Below are 17282 nucleotides of genomic sequence, written 5' to 3' on the forward strand. Positions count from 1 at the left end.
AAAATAGATAATTATGAGTTTAATAGGAATTGAACCAAAAGAAATCTGGAATAATTTTTCTGCGCTTAATGAAGTACCTCGCCCTTCCAAGAAAGAAGAGAAAGTAATAGCGTTTATCAAGAATTTCGGTGAGCGTTTAGGATTGCCAACTACCGTAGATGAAGTCGGAAATATTATCATCAGAAAGCCAGCAACTCAAGGGATGGAAGACAGAACTCCAATCGTCCTCCAATCTCATATCGATATGGTCTGCCAGAAGAATGCCGATGTAGATTTTGACTTTGAAACTCAAGGGATACAAATGTTCATAGATGGAGATTGGGTTCGTGCAAAGGGGACGACCCTCGGAGCAGATAACGGGCTTGGTGTAGCTGCAATGATGGCTATCCTCGAGGCTAAAGACATCGCTCACCCAGAGCTGGAAGCCCTTTTTACCATAGATGAAGAAACAGGAATGACAGGTGCAATTAACCTTAAACCGAATGTGCTCAAAGGAGAAATCCTCTTAAATCTCGACACAGAAGAAGACGATGAAATAGACATCGGTTGTGCAGGTGGAGTAGATGTTACCGCTTTCCAGACCTATAAAACATTTGCCTCAATAGGTGAAATAGTAACAATCAGCATCAAGGGCTTACAAGGCGGCCATTCTGGGATGGATATCCACAAAGGGTTAGGAAATGCCAATGTCATTCTCGGCAGATTGCTTTTCAAAGGCTTAGAAGCAGGAGCTATACAGCTTATTTCCATTGATGGGGGAGGTCTCCGAAATGCGATCCCAAGAGAAGCCGTAGCTGTTCTTTCAGTTTCTAATGCAGCAGAGTTTATCCAAAAAATCAATGAATTAAAACTTGAAATCTTAGAAGAATTTTCATCTCTGGAAAAGGACTTAAGCATAGAAATTGAGAAAACTCAATCGGCATTGCAAGCCCTTTCGGCTGAGGATTCTCAAAAGATTATCCGAGTATTAAAATCCGCACATAATGGAGTTTACCGAATGTCTCCCGATGTTCCAGATCTTGTAGAAGCATCTAATAATATTGCAAGAGTAGAGCTCAATGAGGGTAAATTAAAAATCTTAAACCTTACGCGCTCTTCGGTAGATTCTTCTAAATATGACACCGCCAATCAGCTCAAAGCCACATTTGAATTGGGAGGCTTGGAAGTAGAATTTACAGGCTCCTATCCTGGATGGAAACCAAAGCCAGACGCAGAGATTATCAAACTAATGAAATCCATCTATGAGGAGAAGTTCGGAAGTTTGCCTCAAGTAGTGGCGTGCCACGCAGGTTTAGAATGTGGCATTATCGGGGCAAATTATCCTAAAATGGAAATGGTGAGCTTCGGACCTACAATAAAAGGAGCCCACTCGCCAGACGAAAGAGCGAGCATCTCTTCTACCCAGAAGTTTTGGAGCTTCCTGAAAGATATCTTGGCGAATATCCCTAAAAAAGCCTAAGAAATGAGCATTAAATCTCCTTTGGAATCTTTCCTTCGGGAGATTTCTTTTTATTAACATTCAATTAAAAACAATTGCTCCGTAGCGCATTTTCGTTTAATTTTGCACAAACCTAATCTAATGAGTAAAAAAAATACAAAGTACATCTTTGTAACAGGAGGTGTTACTTCTTCTTTGGGAAAGGGCATTGTCTCTGCATCCCTCGGCTTACTTCTAAAATCCAGAGGCTATAAAGTTACCATTCAAAAACTCGATCCGTACATTAACATAGACCCAGGTACGCTAAACCCCTACGAACACGGAGAATGTTATGTAACAGAAGACGGTGCCGAGACCGACCTAGACCTTGGGCACTACGAGAGATTCTTAAACTCGCCTACTTCTCAGAATAATAATGTAACGACGGGCAGAATCTACCAAACCGTTATAGAAAAAGAAAGAAGAGGCGACTTCCTCGGGAAAACCGTGCAGGTCATCCCACACATTACAAATGAAATCAAAAGGCGAATCACTATCCTCGCAAAGGAGGATTATGACATCATCATCACCGAGATTGGCGGCACGGTGGGAGATATAGAATCCCTGCCGTATATAGAGTCCGTTCGCCAACTCAAATGGGAGCTCGGCGAGAATAATTCAATGGTCATCCATCTCACCCTCCTGCCTTTCCTCGCTTCAAGCGGCGAGCTCAAAACCAAACCCTCTCAGCACTCGGTTCGCGCCCTTATGGAGAGCGGGATTATGGCGGATGTCCTCGTTTGCCGTACCGAGCACGAACTTACCAAAGATATCCGTGCGAAGCTCGCACAATTCTGCAATGTAGGCCTCGAGAATGTGATAGAATGTAAAGATATGAGCACCATATACGAAGTGCCTGTCTATCTACAAAAACAGAATTTTGATGATGTAGTTTTAAAGGAACTGGGGCTTAAATCCGATAAAAAGGCAGACCTCAGAGACTGGAATACCTTCCTCAAAAAGTATAAGAACCCTAAAAAAGCCGTAGAAATAGCTCTCGTGGGCAAGTATGTAAGCCTCCAAGACTCCTATAAATCTATCGCGGAAGCCTTTATTCATGCAGGAGCCGACTTAGAAACCGAAGTGAAACTCAGGTGGATCTACAGCGGAGACATTACAAAAGAAAATGCCTCAGAAATCTTTAAAGGAATCGACGGAATGCTCATAGCACCAGGTTTTGGAGACAGGGGAATAGAAGGAAAAGTCGTTGCCGCACAGTTTGCAAGAACCCACAATATCCCGCTGCTCGGCATCTGCCTCGGTATGCAGATTATGACGATAGAGTTTGCCCGAAATGTACTCGGACTAAGCGCCGCCAATTCTATGGAGTTTGATGTCTCCACCCCAGAGCCCGTAATCTCCATAATGGAAGAGCAGAAAAATGTGATCGATAAAGGCGGAACTATGCGGCTCGGTGCTTGGAAGTGCAAGCTAAAACCCAGCTCCCGACTTTCAGAAATCTACGGCACAAAAGACATCTCCGAAAGGCACAGACATAGATATGAGTTTAATTCCGAATACCAGTCCGCCTTCGAGAAGCACGGAATGATGCTCTCAGGAACCAATCCAGACACCGAACTGGCCGAAACCATCGAGCTGAAAGAGCATCCGTTCTACATCGGGGTGCAGTATCACCCAGAGTACAAAAGCACCGTAGAAAAGCCTCACCCCCTCTTCAAGGCATTGATAAAAGCCGCTATAAAAGACTAGAAACATAAGAAAATCGCCTCCTCAGAGGTGATTTTCTTGATTGATGAAGATTTGTCCACTACTTTCAAAGCAAAAATGAAATATTGATAAAAAATATAAAATTTCAGTTACTTCTATGTGGATTTTTATCTTTTGGCTATAAAAAAGTAGTTTTATATATTTGCTAATCAACATTAAATATTTATCGCTATGAAAGGTATTACTCCTGCTGTACTGGTTGCCGCTCTTTTCTTTAACTCCTGCGCTACCACCTCAAAAACAGCTAAAACTAAAACGGATAAAATGACTGCTACACAAGAATCGAAACAAAGTGAAAACCCTCTGATGAGGAAGAGTTCGCTTCAATTTGAAGCACCTGAATTTGATAAAATCAAAACTGAACATTTCAGGCCTGCATTTGATTTTGGATTGAAACAGCACAATTTGGAAATACAATCCATCGCTGATAATCCACAGCCTGCTACATTTGCCAATACACTGGAAGCATTGGAAAAAAGTGGTGAGGTACTGAAAAGGGCACAGATTATTTTTGGCAACCTTACAAGTGCAGATACCAACCCTGAACTTCAAGCGTTAGAGGAAGAGTATGCGAGTATTTTTGCGGCTCATAACGACAAGATTTATCTCAATGAAAACCTCTATAAAAGGATAAAATCCATTAGCCCACAAGGTCTAGATGCTGAAAGCAAAAGGCTTTTGGAAGTTTATCTTCAAAATTTTGAAATTGCAGGTGCTGGGCTTTCAACTGAAGCTAAAGAGGAGCTAAAGAATATTAATCAAGAACTCGCTACGCTCTCTACGCAGTTTGATTCTAAACTTTTGGAAGCAAGGAAAAATGGTGCACTTCTCATTTCTGATGTAAAAGAACTGGACGGATTGAGCCAAGATCAAATCTCTGCAGCAGCAAATGCCGCAAAAAAAGCAGGGCATCAAGGTTATCTCCTTAGCTTGCAAAATACTACTCAACAACCACTGCTTTCCAGCTTAAATAATCGGAAGACAAGAGAAAAACTCTTTAAAGCCTCTTGGCTTAGAGCAGAGAAGGGCGACAGTGCAGATACCCGAGAAGTAGTGGAAAAACTCGCAGCCCTTAGACTGAAAAAAGCTAATCTACTCGGTAAAAAATCCTTTGCCGAATGGAAACTTCAAGATCAGATGGCTAAAACTCCAGCAGCCGCTACTCAACTAATGAAGCAAATAGCTAAACCCGCCGTAGAAGCAACCAAAAAAGAGCAGGCTGAAATTCAAAAGCTCATAGATGCAGAAAAAGGAGGCTTTAAAATAGAGGTTTGGGACTGGAATTTCTATGCAGAGAAAGTGAGAAAAGCAAAATTTGACCTCGATGAATCCGAAACAAAACCCTATTTTGAAATTTTTACTGTATTGGAAAAAGGTGTTTTCTATGCAGCAAATAAATTCTATGGGATTTCATTCAAGAAAAGAACAGACCTGCCAGTTTATCATCCAGATGTAGTGGTGTATGAGGTTTTTGATACTGATGGGAGCTCACTTGCGTTGTATTACCTCGATTTCTATACTCGGGAGAGCAAAAGGGGAGGAGCTTGGATGAATAACTTTGTGGAGCAGTCTTATCTCTTGGGAACCAAACCCGTAATTACCAATTGCTACAATTATGCAAAACCAACTGATGGGAAGCCATCGCTCATCAGTTTTGATGAAGTAGAAACCATTTTTCACGAATTTGGTCATGCAATACACGGGATATTCGCTACTCAGAAGTATCCATCGCTTTCGGGAACTAATGTGCCGAGGGATTTTGTAGAATTTCCATCTCAAATCAATGAACACTTTGCTCTTGTACCCGAAGTACTGAAAAACTACGCTATTCACTACGAGACCAAGCAGCCTATTCCGCAATCACTCATAGATAAAATTTTAAAAGCGAGAACCTTTAACCAAGGATATGCTACTACGGAATTGGTTTCTGCTGCAATGACAGATATGGCATGGCATACCATTACCTCTGAACAGGAGCTGAAACCTACTTTGGAATTTGAAAAATCTACACTTCTCTCCAATGGGTTTACACTTCAAGCTGTACCGCCGAGATACCACACACCTTACTTTGCCCATATATGGGGAGGAGGCTATTCTGCAGGATACTATGCTTATCTTTGGTCAGAAGTAATGGACTTGGACGCTTGGGAATGGATAAAGCAGCACGGTCTCCTCACAAGAGAAAATGGTGACAGATTCAGAAAATACATTCTCTCCGTAGGGAATTCTATGGACTTAAACAAAGCTTACCGAAACTTCGCAGAGAGAGACCCAGATATAAAGCCCCTCTTACGAAGCAGAGGATTTATAAAATAACTCTCATCTAAATAAAAGAGCAGGAATCTCATTCTGCTCTTTTTCTTCGCTTATTAATTATTAAATTATGAATTTATACATCATCAGCGGTTTAGGGGCAGATGCCAAAGTATTCAGCCGAATAAAATTTAATGAAAACATAAAGCCCATACATATAGACTGGCTCATTCCCGAGAGGGAGGAGGATTTTTATCATTATATCGGTCGAATGGCAGAGAAAATTGATACCTCTGAGCCGTTTTACCTTTTGGGCTACTCGTTTGGGGGTATCGTGGCTCAGGAAATCAATAAACTGAAGCCCGCCGAGAAGGTCGTTATCCTTGGGAGCATCCGCTCGGATAAGGAAAAATCAAAACTCATAAAAGCAGGGATGCTAACCAAAATACCAAAGCTCTTGCCCGAGTCGGCTTTCGGCGAAAAGGCGATTCTCACTTATTCCTACCTGCGAAAGATGATTGAGCCGAAAAACCCAAAACTCCTCGAATATTTCCGAGTGCGAAATGCCTACTACCTGAAATGGTCTATGGAGAAAATAACCGAATGGCAAAGCGAAGAAACCAAAGGCGTAGTGCAGATAATGGGCGATAAAGACATCGTGTTTCCACTCAAAAATTGTAGCCCCGACTATATTATACGGAATGGTACTCATCTCTTCCCACTAACTCATTCTGCCGAAGTTTCGAGGATTTTAAGGGAGGTTTTGTCCCCTTAAAAGACTTTATTATTAAATATAAAAAGAACAGCTGCTCATCAGAGCAGCTGTTTTCTTTTAGTTTGGAGAGATTACTTTGCGGTAAGCTCTACCGTCATATCCACTTCATCTTTTATCACTAAATCTTTCATTGATGATTTATAAGTGATATCAAATTTCTGTCTGTCAAAGCTGAATTTATTAGACTTTATCTTTACTTCACCATTATCTACCGAAATCATTGCAGGGAAAGAGATGGTATTGGTTTTACCTTTTACAGTCAGTTTTCCACTGATGGTATGGGTAAAGTCCGTGCTTTTATTTTTCTTTACGGATGTAATCTGAAAGGTTGCAGTTGGGTACTTATCTACTTCGAAGAAGTCTCCATCTTTTAGGTGTGCATTAAGTTTTGTTTGCATATTTCCCGTTACATCTACAGCATTGATGCTCGTCATATCCAATACAAAAGTACCGCCCACTACTTGATTTTTTTTCAAGGTTACAAATCCTGATTTTACATCTACTGTACCATCGTGAGAAGAGCCTTCGGATTTCATTACCTTATACCCCCACCAATGTACATTAGATGATGTTACTTTTTTTGACTGACCAAATGCCAGTGTGCTTACTAATACTAAGCCTAATGCTATTTTTTTCATTGATTTTTAATTTTAAACTGATGCAAATATACAGCCTTTTTATGATTCTGATAAAAGATCGCTGGCTATTGCCGTACAAGCTCTATCGAGGAGTTGATATACCTTTTCAAAGCCTTCTTTACCGCTATAATATGGGTCTGGAACTTCGCTAATACTATCTTCCAGTATATCTAAAATCAATGAGACCTTCTCCTTCTGCCTATCATTCTCAGCCATTGAAAGAACATTACTAAGGTTGCTCTTGTCCATACAGTAGATTCTATCAAACTCATCAAAATCCCATATTTGCAATGGTCTTGAGCGTTGATTAGATATATCGATTCCCTGTTCTTTTGCTATAGATATTGCTCTTTCATCAGGTATTTCCCCTTTGTGAAAGGCACTTGTACCAGCCGAATCTACTATAAAATTTTCAGGGAGTTTAGATTTTAATATCCCTTCTGCAAGCGGACTTCGGCAGATATTTCCTAAGCATACCATTAATATTTTCATTCTTCTGATGTATTAATTTTTGCCCTCAAAAGTACTTATTTCTATCTAAAAAATCACCCTTAATACTGATAATGTGAGTTTAATTACAATTTAGCAAATGAAGATTTCAATTATAAACTTTAATAAAATGCCTTATCTTATAAAGGTGATATTTACCTATATTTGTGCCCTATATTAGTAAATTATGAAAACATTAGACAGTATAGATTTACAGATATTAGATATTTTACAAAGAAATTTTTCTACCCCTATAAAAGAATTATCAGAAAGGGTAGGACTGTCTTTCACACCCACTTATGAGCGTATAAAAGCTCTTAAAAAAAGTGGACTTATCCTGAGAAATGTAGCTGTTGTAGATAGAGAAGCTCTGGGCTACAACATTATGTCTTACTGCTATGTAACGCTTAAAGAGCAGTCAATCGATAGAATCCGTGAATTTGAAACCAAAGCAAGCGAGAAACAACAGATATTGGAAGTAATCCGCCTCTCTGGACAGTATGATTATATGATGAAAATAGTTGCCAAAGATATTAATGACTACAATAATTTTATGATGAAAATCATTGCTGAGCTACCGAATATCGGAAATTATAGCAGCTCAATTGTACTTTCTGTAGTAAAGAGCGAAACCAGAATACCAGTAACAAACCAAGAAAAAGAATAGAACAAATGAACTTAATTATTCGCCTGCTCATCACGGCGGGAGTGTCGTATGGGCTTACTTATTTTATGTCAGGAGTAGCCTTTAATGATGGATTTAAAACCGCAATCATCTTCGCTGTGGTTTTAGGGCTTGTCAACACCTTTATAAAGCCCATCCTCAAAATCATCAGTATGCCGCTTACTGTTATTAGCCTTGGGCTATTTGCCCTTGTCATCAATACCGTTACCATCCTCATCGCAGATTATTTTATAGATAATATGAAGATTGATGGCTTCGTAACGGCGTTTATTTTTAGCGTTCTCCTATCGATTTTTACCTCCATACTCAATGGAATTTTTGTAGATGATTAAAAAACTTTAATAATAAAAATGAAACTAAAACATAGCATCGTAGCTCTTGCAGCTCCTTTTCTGATGAATGCACAGCAGGTAATGACACCAGAAATCCTCTGGAGTCTTAATAGATTAGGTGTAGAAACCGTTTCCCCATCTCAGTCTGAACTGATTTATAAACTGAGCAAAACCGATATCCAAACCGAGAAAACCAAGTCGGAAATTTATTTTCTCAATCTTCTCAATGGAGGAGCTTCGCATAAGATAGATTTAGGTAAAAAATCATTAATCCAATGGGATAAAAATGGAATTTATGCTCAGGAAGGCGGGAAGATTTACCGCTCCAAAGACAAGGGAAGTTCTTGGGAAGAATTTTACACCATCGGAGAGGTAGATCATATTATTATCTCCCCAGATGCAAAGAAAATTGCTTTCAGCAAAGAAGTTTTGGTAGAAAAACTTTTGGGTAAGGACAAGCATTCTGACCTTGAAAAAACTTCGGGTCATATTTATACGGATCTCAATCACAGGCATTGGGATTATTTTAATGAAGGCAAGTACAACCATATCTTCGTTGTAGAAGTTTCTCAATCGGTAGATACTGCTAAAGACTTGCTCGAAGGTAAGGCTTGGGACTCTCCTCAGCGACCTTTCGGTGGAAAGGAAGACTTCCTTTGGAGCCCAGATTCTTCACATCTGCTCTTCGTGATGAAACCTCTGGAGGGCATTCATTACGCCAAATCTACCAACACAGATATTTTCTCCTATAGCCTTTCTTCGGGGGAAATAAAGAACCTCACCGAAACTAACAAAGGCTATGATACAGACCCTAAATTCTCTCCCGATGGGAAGTATTTGCTCTGGTTTAGTATGGCGAATGATGGCTATGAATCCGACAAAAAAGACATCAAAATAATGAACTGGGCTACGGGCAAAGTCATTAATCTTACTGAAAACTGGGACGAAATTGTAGGTGGAAATGCCTTCTTTGCAAGTGAAAAGATGATTTACTTCACCGCAGCAATGAAAGGAAGCGTTCAGCTTTTCTCATTGGATATTCAGACTAAAAAGATTAAGCAAATCACCAACGGAAATTTTGATGTGAATGCAATCTATGCGCTCAATAAAAATCAGCTTTTGGTCAGCAGGGTAGATATTAATCATAATGCCGACTTGTTTTCCGTAGATTTGAAAAACGGTGCTATGAAGCAGATTACCGCTGTGAATAAAGATACTTATACCAAGCTCTCTCAGGGTAAATCTGAGCTTAAAATGGTAAAAACTACTGACGGTAAGGAGATGGGGGTATGGTTCCACTATCCACCGAACTTTGATCCGAACAAGAAATACCCTGCATTGCTTTATTGTCAGGGTGGCCCACAGTCTCCCGTTACCCAGTTTTTCAGCATTAGATGGAATTTCGCTCTGATGGCAGCTAATGGATACATCATCATCGCCCCTAACCGAAGAGGAATGCCTGGCTGGGGAGTAAAGTGGAATGAGGATATCTCCAAAGACTGGGGCGGCCAGCCAATGAGAGACTACCTCTCTGCTGTAGATTATGCGAAAACCCTCCCGTATGTAGATGGCGATAGAGTAGGGGCTGTGGGAGCGAGCTATGGAGGCTATTCTGTGCTAATGCTCGCAGGGATTCACGAAAACAGATTTAAAACCTTTATCTCTCACAACGGTTTATTTGATATGAAATCTTGGTCGCTCACCACTGAAGAACTTTGGTTTGCCGATTGGGATTTGGGAGGGAACCTCTACTCTCAGCCGCTTCCGAAGTCGTTTACTGATTTCAATCCGAGCAACTTTATCTCCAAATGGAATAAACCGATAATGATTATCCAAGGCGGGATAGACTATCGCGTACCTTATGAACAGGGGCAGGGAGCCTTCCAAGCAGCAAGGCTGAAGGGATTAAAATCTAAATTCCTTTACTTCCCCAACGAGAACCATTGGGTACTCAAACCTCAGAACGGTATCCTTTGGCAACGCGAATTTTTCTCTTGGCTAAAAGAGACTTTGTAAATATCAGCTACTAGATTAAAATAAATAATTATAAAAAAGATTTCAATTTTAATGTTCCTTGCTTCGGCAATGGTTTTCGGTGCTCATTCTATTGAAAAAAATGCTGAAACATCAGCAGGCCTGATCTCTAAAACCTCCGATTATGCTACTTGTCCTGCGGAGAAAGCATCTGTTGATATTCAAAACATTGGGCTTTCTACCTCGCCACAGATAAGCGGAGAAGAATGGCTAAAAAGTATTTTCAAATGCAAAAATTCATCAAAATATTGCTTTCCAAATCAAGAAAAAGTCTGTACCAAGCGCTTCCTCCGCTTTATGAAAGATAAGATGGAGATCTTCGGGCCTTCTAATATGACCGATAGAGAGCTTCGTCAGGCTTTAAAAAAATATAAATCCACTTGGGGGGGGATCTATGATCTTGATAATGAGGAATATTACTTCTTAGGTAACCCAAGTGAAATGGAAACGGGGATTAGTAAATTAAAATCTGTAAGTATAAAGCGCTTAGCTCCTACCAAGTATCGAGTAGATATAGATTTCGTAGAAGGTTATAAAAGCACCAATGAAGTCATCCTAGTCCCTGACGGAAAGGCTTATAAAATTGATTTTATAGCATCCGAAACCATTTATGAATACGAAGATTAATATGTGAAAGCAAAGAAAACATTTATTGCAATGTAAATAAATGAGATTGTAATGCAAAGAAGTGGGATTGTAATGCGAAAGAGGACCAATTAGCCTCTATCCAATAGCTAAAACACAATAATTCATAGTATTTCTAAACTTTACTACCTAAACCCTACCATCAAGAATTACTACTTTTGTTTCCGTGAAAATAGATAAGACAGATTTACAAGAGCTGGAGTTTCCCGAATTACTTTCGGAGGTAGCGCCTTTTGCCTATTCCCCAAAAACGGCAGAGCAAATAATGAATTTAGCACCAATGCCACAAGAAAAAGCAGAGGTAGCGCTGAAGAAAACTTCAGAATTCCTTACGAGTTTTGAAAGTTCAAATGCGATCCCTTTTAATGAGTATGAGGATATAGAGGCAGATCTCAAGCTGATGATGATTGAAAACTTTCGCCTTGAAAATAAAGCCTTCATACGGATTAAGAGCATTTCCGAGCAGGTGGGTAGGTTACAAAAATTCTTTCCAACGCTTGCTGAAACTTTCCCCACATTAAATAATGAAGTCCAGCAACTCATCTTCCGAAAGGAGATTATAGATAAGGTAGATAAGGTCTTCAACCGATTTGGAGAGGTAAAATCTGAAGCATCAGAAGTCTTAAAAACCCTCCGAATGGAAATAGGGCAGGCGAGGAAGAGCATAGATGAGCACTTTAATAGGACGCTTAGCACTTATGCACAGCAAGATTTTTTAGACGATATCCGCGAGAGTATAATTGAAGACCAGAGGGTGCTCGCCGTGAAATCTACTTTTAAGAAGAGGGTTGCGGGGCGTGTGTTGGGTATCTCAAAAACAGGTTCCATCACCTACATACAGCCCGAGAGCGTAATAAAACCTTATTTCAAACTAAGGGAAAGCCAAGAGGAAGAAAAAAAAGAGATTGACAGAATCCTACGAAAGCTCACCGCTGAGCTTAGCAAGTTTCAGCCCGAGCTGAGTGCCTACCAGCAGTATATTTTTGACCTTGACCTCACCCGCGCCAAAGCGAAGTTTGCCGAGAAGATACACGGCGTACTTCCGAAGATTAATAAGCACCCTACGCTCAGGCTGATAAACGCCTTCCACCCACGGCTCTGGATTCGGAATAATGAGGAAAACAAGCCGATCTATCCGCAGAGCCTCACCCTTACCGAGCACAGCAGAATCATCTGCATCTCTGGACCCAATGCAGGCGGTAAGTCCATTACTTTAAAGACAGTTGGGCTCCTCCAGCTGATGATACAATCGGGGATTTTGGTGCCCGTACATCCCAAATCGGAGATGTTTTTCTTTGATAATATAATGACCGATATCGGAGATAATCAATCCATAGAAAACCACCTTTCCACCTATTCCTCTCGATTGAAAAAAATGTCTGGGATGATTCGCAGAGCAAGCGCACAATCATTACTCCTCATTGATGAATTTGGTACAGGCTCAGACCCCGAGCTCGGTGGAGCACTTGCCGAGAGTTTCCTCGAGTTTTTCTACGAGAAGAGGAGCTTTGCCATCATTACCACTCATTACACCAATATCAAACTAAGAGTAGAGCAGCTATCAGCAGCGCAAAATGCCGCTATGCTCTTTGATGAAGACAGCCTCGAGCCGCTTTATAAATTGGAAATAGGGCAGGCGGGTAGCTCCTTCACTTTTGAAGTAGCGGAGAAGAACAGGATACCGAGGTTCATCATTAAATCTGCTCAGAAAAAAGTGGAGAAAGATGTGGTAAATCTCGATAAAACCATCGTAAAACTCCAGCAGGAGAAGTACGAAGTAGAAAAGCTCAAAACCGATTTAGCAGAAAAGAAAGAATCCGTAGCCGATAAGCGGGAGAATTTGCAGCGACTCAATCAGCAGCTCGAGCAGAAGCTCTACAATTTCCAGAAACTCTACGAAGAGGAGCATAGAAAACTTCAGTTTGGGAATAGGGTAGAGGCATTTATCGATTCTTACATCAAGGGAAAAGCACGGAAGGAAGTGGTTAAAGATTTCATCAAACTCCTCGAGCAGGAGAAATACCGGAAACTCGGAGCGGATAAAGACGAGACGAAGCGCTTACAAATCATCAAAAGAAAAATTACCCAACAGCTGAAAAGGCAAGATATAATAGAGAAAATAGCCGAAACCAACGAGAAACTCGAAGAGAAAAAGCGAGAAGAGCGGAAGCTCTGGCTAAAGGAAGGTCAGCGCGTGAGAATTATCGGAGGTACAAGTGTAGGTACGATAGAGAAAATCTCCAAAAACAAGGCGATTATCAATTATGGGAATTTCAAAACCACGATAAACACCGATGAATTGGAGAGGATCTAAGGCTACATCTCAGTTTTTTCCTACATTTACGCATTCAAAAAATAAAAATTCTTTATAATGAAAAAGACTCTAATCCATTTAATGGCGCTCTCTGGCATCGTTGCGATGACCAGCTGTGCTGCAAGTAAAAAAGGAAAGAATCTCCACGCCAACTGCAAAACAGAATGTGCTAAGGAGAATAAAACCTGTAAATCCAAAGACAACCAATGCTGCTCTGCTAAAGATACAGAGAAGTACGATGGTATCAACCCTGCGTATATGGACACTTCCGTTCGCCCGCAGGATGATTTCTATAGCTTCGTTAATGGCGGTTGGATGAAAAATGCCGTTATCCCAGCTGATAAAGCCTCTTGGGGTAGCTTTAATGAACTCAGAGAGAAGACCGATGAAGATTGTATGAAAATCCTCAACAATCTACTTAAAACAAAATATGAGGCAGGCTCCGAAGGAGAAAAAATCCAAAACCTCTACGAGGCATATATGGATATGAGCAAGAGGAACCAAGAGGGATTAAATCCTGTAAAGGCAGATTTAGCGAAGATAGACGCTATTAAAAATCTAAAAGATTTGCAGAGCTACCTCTCCAAAGCGGTACAGTCTGGTGATAATCCACTCTTTGGCTGGGGGGTATATTCTGACCTCAAAAACTCAAAGATGAATGCCGTGTATATCGGTGCTCCAAGGCTCGGAATTGGTAAAGATTATTACCAAAAAGAGAGCAAAGCAAATGATGAGGTGATCGCAAACTATACCCATTTCGTAAGCCAGCTCCTCACTGTATTGGGTTATAAGAATGCAGATGATACGGCGAAGAAAATCGTAGCCTTTGAGAAGTCCGTCGCTAAAAAACTCCTCACCAATGAAGAGGGGAGAGATGCCAACAAACGCTACAATCCTAAAACAATGGATGAGCTCGCTACTCTTTCTAAAAACATCAATTTGCCTGCATACCTCAAAGCATCGGGTGCAGATATCAATATCGCCATTGTAGGTGAGCAAAGATTCTATGAGAGCTTTGATGCTTTCATCAATCAAAAAAACCTCCCTCTTCTTAAAGATTATTTAAAACTTAGATTAATTTCAGGGGCAGCGTCCGAGCTTGATGAGAAGATGGACAAAATCTCCTTTGATTTCTATGGAAAAACAATGCAGGGGCAGCAGGAGCAAAGGGCGAGGAATAAAAGAGCACTCTCGCTTATCAATGGCGTACTCGGTGAGGCATTCGGCAAGCTCTATGTAGACCAATACTTCCCTGCGGAGGCTAAGGCAGAGATGGAAGTGCTCATCAGCTACTTGCTGAAATCTTATAAACAGCACATCTCTAACCTCGACTGGATGTCCAGCGAAACCAAAGTAAAAGCACTTGACAAGCTCAGCAAATTCACCGTAAAAGTAGCCTATCCAGATAAGTGGAAGGATTATTCCGACCTCCATATACAAAAAGGGGAATCCCTCTACACGATGCTAAAAAAAGTCTCAGAATGGAGATTCCAGCGAATGCTAAAAGAAGACCTCAACAAGCCAGTGGATAGGTCTAAATGGGGAATGACACCGCAGACCGTAAACGCTTATTACAGCGCTACGAATAATGAAATCGTCTTCCCAGCAGCTATTTTGCAAGCGCCTTTCTTCGATTTCAAGGCAGACCCAGCGGTTAATTTCGGAGGCATAGGAGCCGTTATCGGGCACGAAATCTCTCACGGATTTGATGATGGAGGAGCAAGATTTGACGGCAATGGAAACCTCAACAACTGGTGGACGGATACCGACCGAAAGAACTTCGATGCAAAAGTAAAACAGCTCGCCGACCAGTACAGCAGCTACGAACCTGTGAAAGGGCACTTCGTGAACGGGACATTCACCAGTGGAGAAAATATCGCTGACCTCGGTGGCGTAGCTATCGGAATTGATGCACTGAAAATGTACCTCAAAGATAATGGCGAGGTAGGGAAAATCAATGGATTTACTCAGAGCCAGCGCTTCTTTATGAGCTGGGCAACCGTATGGCGCACAAAATCTACTGAGAAATATATGATGAACCAAGTAAAGACCGATCCGCACACCCCTGGCTATTTCAGGAGCTTCGGACCGATAGTAAATGTAGATGAGTGGTACAAAGCCTTCGATGTAAAGGAAGGCGATAAGCTCTACAAAAAACCTGCTGACAGGATTAAAATCTGGTAAGCCTCGATTTCTTTAAAATATTCGTCCGCTCCGTAGTGGGGCGGACTTTTTTTATCCCATTTCTTTTTTTAGAAACACTATTTAACATAATGTGAATTATAGTAAAATTATATTTAGTAATAAGTTTATACAAACTAATGGAGCCTTCCATAATAAATCTTTCTATTATTTCCTTTTTTTAATCAAAACAAGGCTACTTAGAATTCTAAGTAGCCTTATCAATAATATAGTTATGAAAGAAATTATTTCTTCTTCTTAGGAGCAACTTTCCTTACCGGTGCTTTCTTAGCAGAAGCTTTTCCTTTTGCAGAAGTAGTTACTTTTTTCTTAGCTACGGGTACATCTGACTTGGATAGAGCTTCCCACTCACTTCCCGTGATGTGGAGAACTTCTACTCTTCTGTCTTTTTGTCGTTCCGCATCACTTGCTGTTGCTGGTACAGTAGCTTCTTTAGAGCCCATACCTTTAGATTTTAATTGATCTGCTGGTACACCTCTCTCTTCAAGAGCTTGTACTACTGCTGCTGCTCGCTCTCTTGAAAGTTTCAAGTTGTAAGCCTCGTTACCTTTTTTATCGGTATGACCCACAAGAAGATAAGTGCCTCCTTTAGAATCTTTGATAATCTTAGCTGCAGTATCTAATTTCTTATTAGATTCTGGGTTGATGGTAGCTTTACCAAAGTTGAACAAGATATCTTTCAGAGCAAGAGTAACTTCTTTAGCTACAGTTTCGTGAGCTTTAGGGCAACCGAAGTTTTCTACTAAACCAGGTACGGTAGGGCATTTATCATCTTTATCGAGTACGCCATCGCCGTCTGTATCTGACCAAGGGCAGCCGTTGTTTTCAATAGCTCCTGCTACATCTGGGCAAGCATCGTCTTTATCGAGTACGCCATCGCCATCCGTATCTGGCCAAGGACAACCGTTGTTCTCCACTGGTCCTGCTATATATGGGCATTGATCATCCTTATCAAACACACCATCACCATCAGAATCTATCGGTGATTCTACAGGTGGCACAATAGCTTTGGCCTGCTTTTTAAATAATTCAAAATGCAATCCTAAATACGCATTAGCACCTTTTGATTCTGTAAACAATAATTTAAGGTCATCAGAGCCAAGGGACAGAGGTCCTACTCTAAAGGCTAAACCTGGTTTGAAATCTTTACTCATCAGATTATAGGATAAAGGCACGGAAACATCAAACCATTTGCTTTCGAATCTCGGAGCAACACCTACGAAATTATAATAATAAGGATTTGTAGAATTGGTTTTTACTACATTGATTGATGCATTAGCACTTATGAAAAATTTCTTAGTAATAGCATAATCTCCATAAACATTTAAGTTTGTAGGCAGGCTGGTTGTAAGCTCTCTATTTGTAGTTCTTACTACGCTAAGCCCTTTAGATTGTAAATAATCTGCCGTAGAAATAAGATCTAAAAGGTCAATACTACTCGCATCTATATTTACACCAGAGCCCTTTATAGACATAAAGTTAAGATTCTTATACTTGATAGAACCTATATCATTAACCGCAATACCAAATTTGAAAGCATAGGGCTTCTCTGCGTTATTCCCTTTAAGTTCTAATTCAGCACCGAAATCCCCGCCAAAACCTGTTCCGGCATTAGGAGAAGAGAAAGGTTTCCTAAGGGTTTCTTCAAGATTTTCATTATCTAAATTTGTATAAAATTCCCAATCTATATTATTAAAATTGATAGTTGAA

General features: G+C 40.5%; 12 protein-coding genes and 1 pseudogene. 10 read left to right on the forward strand and 3 right to left on the reverse strand.

Translation table 11 applies throughout. The features are described from left to right. Positions 1-13 precede the first annotated feature (13 nt). From D8991_RS04650 to D8991_RS04665, 4 genes are all read left to right on the forward strand, one after another. Positions 14-1459 carry an aminoacyl-histidine dipeptidase gene (locus D8991_RS04650; RefSeq protein ID WP_120489005.1) on the forward strand — a complete coding sequence of 482 codons (1446 nt, stop codon included), beginning with the start codon at positions 14-16 and terminating at the stop codon, positions 1457-1459. 120 nt (positions 1460-1579) lie between these two features. Next, complete coding sequence (locus tag D8991_RS04655; RefSeq protein WP_120489006.1) at positions 1580-3187, forward strand: CTP synthase; 1608 nt, start codon at positions 1580-1582, stop codon at positions 3185-3187. 189 nt (positions 3188-3376) lie between these two features. Beyond that, complete coding sequence (locus tag D8991_RS04660; RefSeq protein WP_120489007.1) at positions 3377-5521, forward strand: M3 family metallopeptidase; 2145 nt, start codon at positions 3377-3379, stop codon at positions 5519-5521. Positions 5522-5588: 67 nt separating this feature from the next. Then, a complete protein-coding gene (locus tag D8991_RS04665) occupies positions 5589-6233 on the forward strand; it encodes an alpha/beta hydrolase (protein WP_120489008.1) in 645 nt (214 codons plus the stop codon). A 71-nt stretch (positions 6234-6304) separates the two neighbouring features. Here the strand turns inward: D8991_RS04665 and D8991_RS04670 are convergent, their stop codons facing one another. Together D8991_RS04670 and D8991_RS04675 are read right to left on the reverse strand one after the other, a co-directional pair. Then, entirely contained in the window at positions 6305-6871 is a 567-nt protein-coding gene (locus D8991_RS04670) for a YceI family protein (RefSeq protein WP_120489009.1), read from the reverse strand. 39 nt (positions 6872-6910) lie between these two features. Further along, positions 6911-7363, reverse strand: a complete 453-nt coding sequence (locus D8991_RS04675; protein ID WP_120489010.1) for a low molecular weight protein-tyrosine-phosphatase — start codon at positions 7361-7363, stop codon at positions 6911-6913. Positions 7364-7547: 184 nt separating this feature from the next. Here D8991_RS04675 and D8991_RS04680 point away from each other — a divergent pair, with 184 nt between their 5' ends. From D8991_RS04680 to D8991_RS04705, 6 genes are all read left to right on the forward strand, one after another. Then, a complete protein-coding gene (locus D8991_RS04680; RefSeq protein ID WP_120489011.1) occupies positions 7548-8027 on the forward strand; it encodes an Lrp/AsnC family transcriptional regulator in 480 nt (159 codons plus the stop codon). Between the two features lie 5 nt (positions 8028-8032). Then, on the forward strand, positions 8033-8377 hold the full coding sequence (locus D8991_RS04685) for a phage holin family protein (RefSeq protein WP_120489012.1): 345 nt from the start codon (positions 8033-8035) through the stop codon (positions 8375-8377). A gap of 18 nt (positions 8378-8395) precedes the next feature. Beyond that, complete coding sequence (locus D8991_RS04690) at positions 8396-10393, forward strand: S9 family peptidase (protein ID WP_120489013.1); 1998 nt, start codon at positions 8396-8398, stop codon at positions 10391-10393. Positions 10394-10444: 51 nt separating this feature from the next. Beyond that, on the forward strand, positions 10445-11038 hold the full coding sequence (locus D8991_RS04695; protein WP_120489014.1) for a hypothetical protein: 594 nt from the start codon (positions 10445-10447) through the stop codon (positions 11036-11038). A 184-nt stretch (positions 11039-11222) separates the two neighbouring features. Beyond that, the gene (locus D8991_RS04700) at positions 11223-13370 is read left to right on the forward strand and encodes an endonuclease MutS2 (protein WP_120489015.1); all 2148 of its coding nucleotides are present in this window, start codon (positions 11223-11225) and stop codon (positions 13368-13370) included. A gap of 57 nt (positions 13371-13427) precedes the next feature. Continuing rightward, positions 13428-15554, forward strand: coding sequence for a M13 family metallopeptidase (locus D8991_RS04705; protein WP_120489016.1), 2127 nt, complete (start codon positions 13428-13430; stop codon positions 15552-15554). Positions 15555-15796: 242 nt separating this feature from the next. On the opposite strand, the pseudogene D8991_RS09010 reads toward D8991_RS04705, so the two are convergent. Continuing rightward, positions 15797-16549 (reverse strand): annotated as a pseudogene (locus D8991_RS09010) (OmpA family protein); the annotation flags it as partial. Between the last annotated feature and the right edge of the window lie 733 nt (positions 16550-17282).

It is taken from the genome of Bergeyella cardium (assembly GCF_003614945.1).
In the GTDB taxonomy this organism is placed as follows: domain Bacteria; phylum Bacteroidota; class Bacteroidia; order Flavobacteriales; family Weeksellaceae; genus Bergeyella_A; species Bergeyella_A cardium.

Coding starts and splice junctions, on each gene's coding strand:
- D8991_RS04660 (WP_120489007.1), top strand. CDS start 3,377: ATGAAAGGTATTACTCCTGCTGTACTGGTTGCCGCTCTTTTCTTTAAC.
- D8991_RS04680 (WP_120489011.1), top strand. CDS start 7,548: ATGAAAACATTAGACAGTATAGATTTACAGATATTAGATATTTTACAA.
- D8991_RS04670 (WP_120489009.1), bottom strand. CDS start 6,871: ATGAAAAAAATAGCATTAGGCTTAGTATTAGTAAGCACACTGGCATTT.
- D8991_RS04650 (WP_120489005.1), top strand. CDS start 14: ATGAGTTTAATAGGAATTGAACCAAAAGAAATCTGGAATAATTTTTCT.
- D8991_RS04655 (WP_120489006.1), top strand. CDS start 1,580: ATGAGTAAAAAAAATACAAAGTACATCTTTGTAACAGGAGGTGTTACT.
- D8991_RS04705 (WP_120489016.1), top strand. CDS start 13,428: ATGAAAAAGACTCTAATCCATTTAATGGCGCTCTCTGGCATCGTTGCG.
- D8991_RS04695 (WP_120489014.1), top strand. CDS start 10,445: ATGTTCCTTGCTTCGGCAATGGTTTTCGGTGCTCATTCTATTGAAAAA.
- D8991_RS04685 (WP_120489012.1), top strand. CDS start 8,033: ATGAACTTAATTATTCGCCTGCTCATCACGGCGGGAGTGTCGTATGGG.
- D8991_RS04675 (WP_120489010.1), bottom strand. CDS start 7,363: ATGAAAATATTAATGGTATGCTTAGGAAATATCTGCCGAAGTCCGCTT.
- D8991_RS04665 (WP_120489008.1), top strand. CDS start 5,589: ATGAATTTATACATCATCAGCGGTTTAGGGGCAGATGCCAAAGTATTC.
- D8991_RS04690 (WP_120489013.1), top strand. CDS start 8,396: ATGAAACTAAAACATAGCATCGTAGCTCTTGCAGCTCCTTTTCTGATG.